This window comes from Aminobacter sp. MET-1 (assembly GCF_026521175.1).
Taxonomy (GTDB): domain Bacteria; phylum Pseudomonadota; class Alphaproteobacteria; order Rhizobiales; family Rhizobiaceae; genus Aminobacter.
Genome location: NZ_JAMSHL010000016.1, coordinates 100,231 through 112,614, shown reverse-complemented (window position 1 = coordinate 112,614; position 12,384 = coordinate 100,231). Strand labels below are relative to the sequence as shown.

10 protein-coding genes are annotated in these 12,384 nt (G+C 64.1%); 7 read left to right on the top strand and 3 right to left on the bottom strand.

The genetic code is table 11. The features are described from left to right. Window positions 1-19 precede the first annotated feature (19 nt). The 4 genes from NDO48_RS21030 to NDO48_RS21015 all read left to right on the top strand — a co-directional run bounded on the left by NDO48_RS21030 (window position 20) and on the right by NDO48_RS21015 (window position 4,494). Window positions 20-1,453 (top strand): ABC transporter substrate-binding protein, encoded by a 1,434-nt coding sequence (locus NDO48_RS21030; RefSeq protein WP_157632675.1) that lies wholly within the window; start codon window positions 20-22, stop codon window positions 1,451-1,453. Between the two features lie 98 nt (window positions 1,454-1,551). Beyond that, entirely contained in the window at window positions 1,552-2,460 is a 909-nt protein-coding gene (locus NDO48_RS21025) for a carbohydrate ABC transporter permease (protein WP_018426065.1), read from the top strand. Next, the gene (locus NDO48_RS21020) at window positions 2,460-3,362 is read left to right on the top strand and encodes a carbohydrate ABC transporter permease (RefSeq protein ID WP_018426066.1); all 903 of its coding nucleotides are present in this window, start codon (window positions 2,460-2,462) and stop codon (window positions 3,360-3,362) included. Before NDO48_RS21025 ends, NDO48_RS21020 begins: the two co-directional genes overlap by 1 nt. Window positions 3,363-3,438: 76 nt before the next feature. Further along, the gene (locus tag NDO48_RS21015) at window positions 3,439-4,494 is read left to right on the top strand and encodes a sugar phosphate isomerase/epimerase family protein (protein ID WP_018426067.1); all 1,056 of its coding nucleotides are present in this window, start codon (window positions 3,439-3,441) and stop codon (window positions 4,492-4,494) included. A 211-nt stretch (window positions 4,495-4,705) separates the two neighbouring features. On the opposite strand, the gene NDO48_RS21010 is transcribed toward NDO48_RS21015, so the two are convergent. The 3 genes from NDO48_RS21010 to NDO48_RS21000 are packed head-to-tail and all read right to left on the bottom strand — an operon-like array spanning window position 4,706 to window position 7,779. Continuing rightward, complete coding sequence (locus NDO48_RS21010; RefSeq protein ID WP_018426068.1) at window positions 4,706-5,764, bottom strand: hypothetical protein; 1,059 nt, start codon at window positions 5,762-5,764, stop codon at window positions 4,706-4,708. Then, entirely contained in the window at window positions 5,757-6,695 is a 939-nt protein-coding gene (locus tag NDO48_RS21005) for a PfkB family carbohydrate kinase (RefSeq protein ID WP_018426069.1), read from the bottom strand. The genes NDO48_RS21010 and NDO48_RS21005 overlap by 8 nt, the downstream gene beginning before the upstream one ends. Further along, complete coding sequence (locus tag NDO48_RS21000) at window positions 6,688-7,779, bottom strand: ABC transporter ATP-binding protein (protein WP_026226808.1); 1,092 nt, start codon at window positions 7,777-7,779, stop codon at window positions 6,688-6,690. The genes NDO48_RS21005 and NDO48_RS21000 overlap by 8 nt, the downstream gene beginning before the upstream one ends. 201 nt (window positions 7,780-7,980) lie before the next feature. Between NDO48_RS21000 and NDO48_RS20995 the strand changes: the two genes are divergently transcribed. The 3 genes from NDO48_RS20995 to NDO48_RS20985 all read left to right on the top strand — a co-directional run bounded on the left by NDO48_RS20995 (window position 7,981) and on the right by NDO48_RS20985 (window position 12,349). Next, window positions 7,981-9,048, top strand: coding sequence for an ROK family protein (locus NDO48_RS20995; RefSeq protein WP_018426071.1), 1,068 nt, complete (start codon window positions 7,981-7,983; stop codon window positions 9,046-9,048). A 234-nt stretch (window positions 9,049-9,282) separates the two neighbouring features. Beyond that, on the top strand, window positions 9,283-10,401 hold the full coding sequence (locus NDO48_RS20990) for a hypothetical protein (protein WP_157632676.1): 1,119 nt from the start codon (window positions 9,283-9,285) through the stop codon (window positions 10,399-10,401). Further along, window positions 10,394-12,349, top strand: coding sequence for a TIM-barrel domain-containing protein (locus NDO48_RS20985; RefSeq protein WP_267322284.1), 1,956 nt, complete (start codon window positions 10,394-10,396; stop codon window positions 12,347-12,349). The genes NDO48_RS20990 and NDO48_RS20985 overlap by 8 nt, the downstream gene beginning before the upstream one ends. Window positions 12,350-12,384: the final 35 nt, after the last annotated feature.

Sequence of the window (12,384 nt, the reverse complement as noted above, 5' to 3'; positions counted from 1 at the left end):
AACAGGGATGGAGAACATCATGGACTGCAAGAAGAGCATGACAACCGGCCCCGGCGTGTCGCGCCGTTCGGTGCTTTTGGGGGGCGCATCGCTTCTGGCGGCGGCGGCCATTCTGCCCCGGCGCGCCTTCGCCGCCGGACCGGGCACCAATCCGGGAAAATACAAGCTCGACCTTGGCGGTTACACCGGGCCGGAGCTCACCGACGCCCCGATCACCATCAAGGTGATGCGCCAGGAGTTCTCGCCGGAAATCAATGCCCCGATCGCGGCGGCCTACAAGGCCTTCAGCGAAGCCTATCCCAACATCACCATCGAAGAAGAGCGCGTGCCCTATGGCGACCTCGCCAAGAAGGTCCAGCTCTACGTCGCCTCGGGCTCTGCCCCCGACATCATGATGGGCAGCACCGAACTGGCCCCGGTCTACGCCGCCGGCGAAATCGCCGTGCCGCTCAACGACTACTTCTCGCAGGACTTCATCCAGGACATCTATCCGGCGATGCGGGACGCTGCCACGATCGACGGCAAGGTCATGTGCCTGGCCTGGGAATCGAACTCCTGCTTCGTCTACTTCAACCGTGACATCTTCAAGCGCGCCGGCGTCAACACCCCACCTGAGGTCACCGATGTGGATGGCGGCTGGACGGCCGACCAGTTGCTCGATGCCTTGCGTGCCATCACCGAGAAGCTGCGCAAGGACGGCGACCAGGCGACCTTCGGCATGGCTTCGTCGCGCTTCGGCAATCGTGGGCCGGGCTCGAACTACTCGCAGCTGGAAAGCATGTGGGTGCGCATGATGGGCGATCCGGGCGCGCCCAGGGATTCGACCGCCTACAAGACCTTTGCCGGCATTTCCGAGGACGGGCTGACCGCATCGGGATATCTCGATACGCCCGAGGCGATCCAGGGCATGAAGAATTATCAGACGCTGTTCTCCGAGGGCCTCTCGCCCAAGGGGATCGTCGCCGATCACTACAAGGGCGGTGCTGCGGCCATCGACTTCTCGTCCATGGCTTTCGCCAACACCTTCCGCAAGAACGGCGCGCCTTTCGACTGGGGCGTTTCCCCGCCGATCCGCGGCAAGATCCCCTTCGCCTCCAGCGTCGCCGATGCGCCCTTCATCTATTCGGGCAGCCAGCATGTTCCGGAAGCCGCAGCACTCCTGGCCTTCCTGCTCAACGACGCCAACCGCAGGGCCTTCTACGAGGTGCGCGGCTCGATGCCCTCGCGCAAGTCGTTGACCGATGAAGCGCCGGCCTACCAGACCGATCCGGTCGCCATACTCTGCGCCAAGGTAGGCGAGCGGGCCTATGGCTCGCCCAAGTCGGTCGGCTGGCTCGATTACGTCAATGCCGTCAACCCGGCGGTCAAGGACATCGCGCTCGGCGTCGATGTCGGCGAGCGCCTCCACACCACCGCGGCCCAGATCGACCGCCTGCTCGCCAAGTACCGCTAGCAGCGGCCCCCAGCCTCCCTCGGGACAGCCGCTCACCTCCCTCGCTGCGTCATGTGGCGAGGGAGGGCAAGAACTTCATTCGTAAAAAGGCTTGGCCAATGTTCAAAGGATTGTGGACCCCCGACCCCACCCGGCGCGGCGAAGTGTTCGCCGGTCCGGTCATGGTGTTTCCGGTGCTCCTGGGATTGGGCCTGTTTCAGTTCTGGCCGCTGGCTTCGGCGGTGCTGAACAGTTTCCGCACCTTCAACGCCTTCACCAAGCGCCCCAATGGTTGGGCTGGCTGGGACAACTTCACCCAGATCTTCGCCGATCATGTGTTCGTCAACGCCATGCTGATCACGCTGGTCTACATCGTCCTGATGATCGTGGTCGTGGTGCCGATGGCGCTCGGCCTTGCCATTCTGCTCGACAAGCGCATGCGCGGAACGATGCTTGCGCGTGCCGCCATTCTGGGTGCGCTGGCATCTTCCGAAGCCGTGGCGGCTCTCATCTGGGGGCAGCTCTATGAGCCCGGCACCGGTCTCTTCGACGCGATCCTGAAGGCGGTCGGCCTGCCCGAGCAGCCGTTCCTGACCTCCGGTCCCTACGCCATCGTTTCCATCGTCGTCATGACCGCCTGGAAGGATGTGGGCCTGCCCATGCTGATCTTCCTCGGCGGCCTGCAGGCGATCTCGCCGCAGGTGATGGAAGCCGCCGCGCTCGACGGCGCCAGCTCGTGGCGTATATTCCGCCGCATCACCCTGCCATTGCTGCGGCCCAGCATCATACTGGCCATCTTCATGGTCACGGTGGCAGCGGCGCGGCTGTTTACCCCCATCATCCTCCTGACCCAGGGCGGACCGAACGGCCAGACAACCAACCTTCCATTCTATTCCTATGCGCAGGCCTTCGAGTTCTCGTCGCCGGGCACCGCCTCGGCCAGCGTGATGTTCATGATGATCGTGCTGATCGGGATCACGGTCCTGCAGGCCTATCTGATCCGCGACCCGAACGGCAGGAGGCCGTGATGACTGAAAACGTCAACGCCGAGGTGCAGCTGACGGCACTTCCCCAGGCCGCCGCGTCGACGGCTGCCGCACGCGATCCGGTCAAGCTGATCGGCTCTCTCAGCCTCCTGCTCATTGCCTTCGTCTTTGCCTTCCCGGTCGTCTGGGCGGCCCTGACCTCTTTCAAGTCGACGGCTTCGGTGATCGCCACACGCTATCCCCTGTCGGTCTGGAGCTTCTTCCCGCCCGAGCCGACGCTGGAGAACTATTCGGCGCTGTTCACCGAGCTGAATTTCGGCCGTTACCTCTTCAACACCGCCATTGCCAGCGGCGGGCAGGTCATCCTCGTCGTCATCACCTCGACGCTGGCCGGATATGCCTTCGCCCGCCTGCGTTTTCCCGGGCGCGAGGTTCTTTTCGCCCTGACGCTGTTGACCGCCTTCATCCCGCTCGAGGTGATCCTGGTTCCGCTCTACCAGGTGGTTTCGGGCATGGGCCTGACCTCGACCTATCCGGCCCTGTTCCTGCCCTTTGCCGCCCAGCCCTTCGGCATCTACCTGATGCGGCAGAGCTTCATGCAGATCCCCACCGAACTCGACGACGCCGCCCGCGTCGACGGCGCCGGCACGTGGCGCATCTTCTGGCGCATCGCCATGCCCAATGTGAAACCGGCGCTGGCGACGCTCGTGCTGATCCAGTTCATCTGGTCGTGGAACGCCTATCTGTGGCCGCTGGTGATCATGCAGGACCCCAACAGGCAGATCGTCCAGGTCATGCTTGCCGGCCTCAAGGGGTCGCCGAACTATTCGCTCGACGGCCCGCTGTTTGCCGGCCTGACCTTCGTGACGGTGCCGCTGATCGTCATGGCCATTGTCCTGCAGCGCCACTATGTGCGCGGCCTGATGACCTCAGGCATCCGCTAGCCCTCGCCGCGGCCGCACGCCTGGCGGCCGGGCACGACCTTCCAATTTCGATAGACGCATTCCAGAGGAGCTTTCCATGCGCCTGGGTATTGATGGCCGCAAGATTCCCGAAGCCCGCAAGAGGGGACCGGTAGGCAGCATCGAGCATGCAGCCGAACTGGGGCTTGAAGGGACGTTCTTCCGCACCGTGCTCGAGATGAGCCCGGCGCTCGACCGTGGTGAGCTCCGCGCCATCCGGCAGCGTTCGGACGAGCTTGGCATGTATCTTGAAACCGGCCTCGGCAAGATCAATCCCTATGCTACGCCCGAGACGCCCGAACTGCGGCACATCGGAGACGGCGACATCCTGCTCGGCTTCCGCCGCATGATGGAAAGCTGCGCCGAGATCGATTGCAGGGAGCTCTGGGTCGGCACCGCCAGCTCGAAGGGCATCTATCCGCGCCGATGGTCGGTGGACCGTTTCCGCACCGACGTGAGCTGGGACGACCAGATGGTCGCCATCGAGAAGTTCCTCGGCAAGCTCGTCCCGATCGCCCGTGACCTCGGCATTCACATCAACATCGAGACCCATGAAGAGATCACCAGCTTTGAGATCCTGCGTCTCCTCGAAACCTTTGGCACCGAGGCGCTCGGCGTCGTCTACGACACCTCCAACGGCCTGCAGAGATGCGAGCACCCGGTGATGGCGGCCAGTCGTGTCGCCCCTTACGTGCGCCAGACGCATCTGAAGGACGCTGCCGTGGTGCCGGCACAGGGGGGAGCGCTGATGCAGTTCCGGCCCTGCGGCCAGGGCGTGGTCGACTTCCGCGCGGTGCTGGCCGTCATCCTCGCCGCCAACCCCGATGTCAACCTGACGATCGAAAACGAGGAGCCGTCGGAAGAGGGCGAGAAGCCCTATGCCGCCCGCCTGCTCGAAATCCACGACGAGAGCTGGCTGGCCGCTCACCCCGACCTGACGCTGACCGAATATGCCGCCTACACGTCGATGATGATGGCCTTTCAGGCACGCATCGCGGCGGGAACGGCAAGTGACATTCTGCAAGGCTCACGGCCATTCGGCTACCGCGAGGCTGTGGCCGACATCATGCGAAGTGCTGCCCATATCCGGGAAGCTTGCGAAGCGCTTGCCTAGCTAAGCATGGCCGCAGATTACAGGAGAATCCCGGCGAACGTTCGCCAGAGACCCTGCCTGCTAGGGTGTAAATGTGTTGCCGTAGCAGCAAGCCTCGCGGTTGCGACCTCGTTAAGATGAAGATCGGATCGCTTGTTTCGGGCCCAACAGTACGGACCTGATCAATGGCGATCGAGCAGAAGACCGGCCGGCCAGCCTCCTTGCGGGTCGTTCACGCGGCCTTGAGCACCGGCTGACTGACGCTGTTGTCGTCGTCGAGATGGCGGCGCGCGGTCAAGCCTGCCTTGGCGACACGGTCATGGTAGAGCGCCACGCCTTCCGCCGGTTTCACGTCGCCGTCGGCGACGCGGCGCAGGACCTCGATCAGATCGAGCGGCGATTCAGCCTGGTTGATCTTGCGGCCGAACAGCGCGAGCCGAGCGCCGTAGCGCTTGGCCTGATGCAGCAGTTCGAGGGTGTCACGTGTGGTGCCGGCGTTGCCGCCGAGCACGCCAACGATCATCTGGTCGTCGTAGCCGACCAGTTCCTCCATGGCCCGGGGGCCGTTATAGGCGACCTTTAGGAACAAGGGCGCCGCCTCCCTGTCCACGCCCGCCAGGCAACGCACGATGCAGTCGTTGACGAATTCGCCAACCTCGACTCCTGCCAACTGACCGACATTCGGATTGAAGACTTCGAGGAAATGGCGGAAGCCGAGAGCATTGCAGTCGGTCCGGAACTCGTTGTAGGCGGCCAATGTGCGCAGGTCGGCCGCGACGTCATTGGTGAATGTCAGGCTGTAGAGGCCGAGATCGGCTCCGGCCACGCCGTTTGCCAGCGGTGGTCGGCCGCCATGCATGACACGTGACAGGTCGGCGGTACGGAAGGGCATTGAGGCTGTCGCGCGATAGGTCCCGTGGCGCGGCAGCCATATTTCGCTGGTGTCGTTGACGCGCGCGGCGCGCGCCATGCTGCTGCCGGCGAACAGCTCTTCGTCGATCGCCAACTGGTGCAGGTTGTAGGGCGACAACAACATCAGGTCGACGATGTCCTGCCGTACGATGGCGCGAACGGTTTCGAGGAAACCGCCGCGATCCTGCGGTCGATCCCGCTCATCCGTGCCGCGCACCAGACCGAGCGCATTGATGCCGCGCGCCATGTCGGGGTCCTTGGCGTCGCAGATCAGGAATTCCTTGCTGCCGAACGGATCGCGTCGGATCGCTGCGAGCTTCTCGTCGAGGCGGGTGTCGCGCGTCATGGCCGCGCTGCGAGGGGTAGCCTGGTCATGCATCGGTCATCATCCAGTCGAGATTGAGTTCGGAGGCGAAGCGAGCGACGTCGGCCGGAGCCGGAAGGCCAGCCCGCCCGCCTGGGCGGCTGCATTTGAGCGCTGCCACGGCATTGGAGAAGGCGATGGCCTCCACAATGGGACGTTCATGCGCCAGCGCCAGTGCGAAGGCACCGTGGAATGCGTCCCCAGCACCTGTCGTGTCGACCACGTCGACGCGAGGCGGCGGTGCGTTGCGGAGCACGTTTCCGTCCAGCCAGTAAAGCCCTGCCGCGCCGTCCGTCACGCCGACCAGGGCGTGGCCGGGGCGCCGTGCTGCGGCGAGCCCATTTTCTATCGAGTCCGTTCCTGCGAACTGCGCAAGGCCAGGCCGCGAGAAGATGACGTGATCGGCCGCTTCGACGATTGCCGCCACAGTAGCCGGCGGTTGGCGCGAGATGTCAGCGTCGAGAACCGAAGGAATGCCTGCGGCGCGCGCCGAGCTCAGGCAGCGAAGGGCGCCGTCCGGCCAGCTCAGGTCGCACAGGACGGCATCGCCCCAGCTTTCCGGCGTGAGCCAGTCCGCACCCGCTGGCATCTGGGGGTCGGCATAGGCGACGACCAGCCTCTCGCCATCTGCATCTACCAGTACTGACGCGCCGGAGGAGCGGACATCGGGGAATGCGCGCAGCCAGCTGGCGTTGACACCCGCCGCTTCAAATTCGCTGCGGATTGCGGCGCCGACATTGTCGTTGCCCGTTCGTGCCGCGATGGACGCTTGCCCGCCGAGCCGAGCCACCGTCACGGCGGCTGTTGCGGCGGGGCCGCCGCCGACCTCGCGTCGGTCCTTGGCGTAGACCTTCACCGCACGATCAGGGATGCGGTCGAGCGTGAGGATCGTGTCCTGAAGGGCAAGTCCGACGCAGAAGACGGAGCGCTGGCGCAGACTAGACAAGTCGCATCCCCGTCTCGGGGTGGAAAAGATGGATAGCGTCGAGATCGACCGCGAACTGCCGCGCCTTCTCGCCGGCATGGGCGCTGCCGGGGCGCACGCGGGCCATCACCTCGCGTTCCCCCAGCCCGACCACGGCAATCGAATCGGCGCCGTGGTCCTCGACCAGGATGATGTCCGACACGAAGGTTCCTGACCCGGCTTCGCCTGCAAGGCCGACGTGTTCGGCGCGCAAGCCGACTTCGACACGGTCGACGCCGGCGCGCTTGACGATCTCGTTCCTGCTCGCTGGCAACAGCAACTGCTGGTCCGCGCCAAAGTCGAGCACGCTGCCAGCCGCTTCGTGCCTGATCGCCGCCGGGACGAGGCTCATGGGCGGCGAGCCGATGAAGGTGGCGACGAAGCTGTTGACGGGACGCTGATAGATCTCGTTAGGTGTGCCGATCTGCTGCACCTCGCCGAGGCGCAGCACTACGATCCTGTCGGCCATGGTCATGGCCTCGATCTGATCGTGCGTGACGTAGATGCTGGTGGTGCCGAGCGTCGCCTGGAGCTTCCGGATTTCCATCCGCATGCCCACGCGCAGCTTGGCGTCGAGATTGGAAAGCGGTTCGTCGAACAGGAAGACCTTGGGATCGCGGATCAACGCGCGTCCCAGTGCCACGCGCTGACGCTGGCCGCCGGAAAGCGCGCGAGGCTTGCGCGCGAGATAGGGCTCGAGTTCGAGTATCCGTGCGACTTCGCGCACCTTGGCATCGATCTGGCTGGCGGCAAGGTCGCGCATCTTGAGCGCGAAGCCCAGGTTCTCGGCAACGGTCATGTGCGGATACAGGGCATAATCCTGAAAGACCATGGCCATGTCCCGGTCACGCGGCGCCACCGCGTTCAGACTGCGGCTGTCGAGCTTGATCTCGCCGCCACTGATGTCCTCCAGCCCCGCGATCATCCGCAGGAGCGTGCTCTTTCCACAGCCGGAAGGCCCGACGAGTACGACGAATTCGCCGTCGCCGACGTCGAGGTCGACTGCCTTCACCGCATCGACATTCCCGAAGCGCTTCTGCACCCCCCGCAGTGTCAACTCAGCCATTTTCTTCTCGCTCCCTGTTGACAACGGACGTTTGTAAAGCAGAATAATTACACAGTGTAAATATGTAGGCGAGAGATGTCCGGTCGATTTGTTCCGCGCAGCAGAAGGGAGACGCGAGCCAGCGTCCTTGAAAGCCTTTTGCGCTCAAGGGGCGGATTTCGCACGGATATCGCAAGGGAGTGCAACCTCTCCGAAGCGAGCGTGTCGCGCATCCTCAATGAGTTGCGCAAGGAAAATACCGTCGAGGAAACGCGCCAGCAGACCAGTGGTGCGGGTGCTCCGACGGCACTGGTTACACTAAGCAAAGATATCGCGGTTCTTGGTATCGAACTGTCCAACAGCCGCCTGTCGTTCGGGGTGGGGGACCTCAAGGGAACGCTGGACTACGTGGAGCGCGTGCCGGCCTCGACGCAGCTGCCCCAGCGGGAGTTCGAGAAGCTGTTTGCCGACAGTGCGACCGCCGTCAGCGCATGGGCGACGGCGCGCGGCCTCGCCCTGCGCCAGGGTGCCATGTCGATCCCCGGCTTCGGTCGTGCGGCCGGTAACTCGATCTATCCCTGGAGCATGGGCCGGCTTCAGGCATTGCTGGGCGAGGCGTTACCGGACGTTCCGCTGACCCTCACCAACTCCGTGATTGCCCAGGCTGCATTCCATCGCTACGCGCGCGCCGGCGGCTACAGCATCTCTGGGGAACATCTCTTCCTTTTCGTCGGGCACGGCGTGGCGGGCGTCATCGTCAACGACACCGCGCCGGTCGATGCTTTCCAGGCCTTTGAAATCGGCCACATGGTTATCGAACGCGACGGCCTGCCCTGTCGCTGCGGGCACAAGGGCTGTGTCGAGGCGTATACCTCATTGCGCGCGGTGTCGCAGATCATCGGTATGAGCGACGCAGACATCCTGACCAAGGGCGACCATTTCATGGAAGCCCTCGGCGTCGATCCGGCGGCCCGCGAGACGCTGCGCGAACGTCAGTTCCTGCTCGGATTGGCGCTCGGCAACGCGCTCAATCTTCATCCAGTGCCAAAGGTGGTTGTAAGCGGCTGGCCGTCGCTGATGCCTGAAGACGATCGTGCGGCGATAGGAGAGGGACTGAACCAGAGCTTGCTCGGCGGATATGCGCCGGAGCGCCTGGAATTGTCGTTCATCGAGCCGGCCATCGGGAACGACCCCAAGGCCGCGCTGCACTACGCGGCCTATTGTTTTGTTCGCAGTGGCGGCCTGGACGAAAGATCCGGTTTAGCTGCCGCGCAGGAGGAGATTAGCTGAATGCCGACCAGAAATCCGCCGAAGGCCAACACCGCCGGTCACACAGGCGTAGTGTTCATAGCCTCGCCGCTTTTTTCCGAGGCCGCTGCCAGCGAACTCGTCACGCGCACGTCGGCGCTCGTCGGTACGGGTGCGCTGGCCGGCAGCTTCGTCTTCGGATCGAAACTTGCGCGCGATCGTGCGAGCTGCGCAGAGGCATTCGCGCAGCTGGACCTGGATGGCCTCGATGGGCTGGTGATCCAGCTGTCGACCTTTGCGACGGCAGAGCTCCTACATGAAGTGCTGTCGCACCTCGGCGATCGTCGCCTGCCGATCGCGCTTTGGGCGCTGGAGGAGACCGACCAGATTGTCACCAACTCGCTGTGTGGTGCTCAGCTCTGGGCGTCGACGCTTATCCGCTTCGGCCATCGCTTCACCTTGCTGCTTGGCAATCCCGACGACGAAAGGTTGGCGGCTCAGCTCGCCGCCTTCGCCGCGGCATCCCGCGCCCACAGGCGGATCCGCGGCTCGCGCATCGCGCTCATCGGCGCGCACGCCGACTGGTTCACCAATCTCGCGGTCGATCCCTGGACGATCCGCCAACACCTGGACGTGACGATCGAACAGATGACGCTCGTCAAGTTCCTCGACGGCTGCAAGGCCAGTCCCGACCAGGAGGCCGACGCCGCGCGGCTCTGGGCCAAGGCCAGCTTCGATGGAGGCGACGACGAAGTCGGCCGCAAGGCTCTGGGGCGCACATATGCCCGCCTTGGGGCCGGCCTGGACAAGATCAAGGCGGACGCGATCGCCATCCGCGACTGGCCGGAAATTCTCTACGCCGAAGATTTCAAGGGCACCTGGGGAGCGCTGGGCGAGCTGTCGGATCGCAGTGTGCCGCTGGCTCCGGAAGGTGATGTGATGGGTGCCGTGACGGCGCTGGTCGCCCGCGCCTTCGACCCAACATCGCTCCCCTTCCTGACCGACATCTCCGGAATCGATCGCGCCAGGAACAGACTTGTGCTCTGGCATTATGGCGTGAGCCCACGCCTGGCCGACGGGCCGCGCTCGCTGGATCCCGCGCTGAAGCAGGAAACCTTTCCGTTGAAAGCCGGGCCGATGACGTTGTTGCGCCTCTCGCTTCGCGCAGACGGGGAGCTGCGCATCTTCGTCAGTGAAGGCGAGATGCTATCGGAAAAATCGAAGGCAAATCGGGCGGCGGGTTTCTTCCGGCCTGATATGGCGGACGCAGAAACCCTGGTGCGCCACTTCATCGACGAAGGTTACGAGCACCACGTGACTGCCGTCTATGGGCGCTGGGCGGATGCCGTATTGCATCTCGGCCGTCAACTCGGCGTGCAGGTCGATCATGCCTGAGGCGTTGAACCCGGCGACCATCCCGGCCGACGCAGTCCATCGCCCCGTCAGCATCGGCTGGCGCGTGGCAGGAGGATCGTGGTCCAGCGCCGCATTCCCGGGGGACGGCGAGATTGCGGTCGAGGTCACCCGCCAAGGCAAGAACTGGCGCATCGTTGCTTCGCATCCACATGCCGAAGCTATCGAGATCGCCTTTGCGGTGCCGAAGGCATTCCAGGCATTCGGCGGAGGCGAGCGCTTCGAGACGCTCGACCTTCGTGGTCAGTCGGTGCGGTACTATCTGGAGAACTTCGGCCTGGGCAACGGCACTTATCTGCCGTCGCCGTGGATCGCCACATCGCTAGGTTATGGGGTCTACCTGCCTGAAGAAGCGGCTGCCATGTTCCACATAGCCGCCCCGCTCGACCCGAATGTGCTGAAGATCCAGGTCGAAGGGAACCGGCTCGAGGTCGAGATCCATGTCGGCACGCTCGAGCAGCTCTACGCGACGCTCATCCAGCGCATCGGCCCTCCGATCATGCCGGAAGACTCCTTCTTCGGCCTGTGGAAAGCCGGTGACTGGCGCATCGAAAACGCAAAGACCGTCGGGGCAGACATCGACGGCTACCGCAACCTCTCCCTGCCGATGGCGGTCAAGCTGATCGACGCCTACTGGGCAGGCGAGGTCCATTCGTTCGAATTCGATATCGCCAAGTATCCCGACGCATGGGACATGGTCGCGCGCATGGCGGCGGACGGAACCGACATCTATCTGTGGCTGTGCCCGTGGGTGGTCGTCGGTACCAAATCCTTCGCCTATGCGAGCGCTAAGGGCTACACGATCAAGGATGCGAACGGAGCGCTCATTACCCGGCGGCCGGGCGCCAACCCCAACATCGTCGCCGCGCTGATCGATTTCTCCAACCCCGACGCCAGCGCGTGGTGGTCGCAGAATCTGCGGAGCTTACTGCAGCGAGGCATCAAAGGCTTCAAGGCGGATTTCGGCGAGCAGCTTCCGGAACATGCCGTATTGCATTCGGGCGAAACGGGCGGGCGTGCGCACAATGCCTTCGTGCGCCACTACCTGGACGCGACGATCGCATCTTTCGACGGTGAGGTGCCGGCGATCATCAGCAGATCTGGTTCGCCGCGCGTGCGCGCGCCCATCTGGAGCGGCGACCAGACATCCGATTTCTGTCCCAAGACCGGTTTGCCGTCGGCGGTCCGTGCCGTGCAGAGCGCTGCATTCGGTGGCTGGTCGTTCGTCGGCAGCGATCTCGGGGGATATTTTGGCACCCCGACCACGCAGGTCTTTGCGCGGTGGTCGCAGTTCTCCTGCTTCACACCGCTGATGATGCTTCATGGGCTTGGCTGTCGCGAGCCGTGGGACATGGATGCGACATCGGTCGCTGTCTACCAGGACTACGCCCGGCTGCATCTTGCTCTGATGCCGGTCTTCCACCGCTATGGCACGGACGCCGCCGACGGTGGTTTGCCGCTCATGCGCATGATGCCCTTGGCGTTTCCGGAGGTCGAGTGGTCCGGCATCAACGACTGGGACCAGCAATACATGCTTGGCGACGATGTGCTGGTCGCGCCGGTGGCATTCTACGGCAACACACGCGCGGTCTATCTGCCCGAGGGCGAATGGCTGGACGTGCTTTCGGGCGACTTCGTCGCCGGACCGACTTGGCGCATACACGACGTGCAGCTGGAGAAGATGCCGATTTTCGTACGCAAAGGCGCGCGTCTGGTGCTGGCGCTGGATACGGCTTCGCGCCGTGCCGTTGAGATCGTGTTCGGTGATGGCGATGGCATGTCGCGCACGCGCGGCCAGGAGGGATGGCGTGTCGAGGTGGTTGGCATCGTCAAGGGTGGCATCAAGGCGACCACGGGGGAACCGGAGGAGCTGGCTGCGTTCTCGCGCTGGTTTGGGACCGCAATCGAATGGATGAAAGTGGTCGAATGATACGGCTCGGCCAGCTTGTCCGGGCCAATTGATCG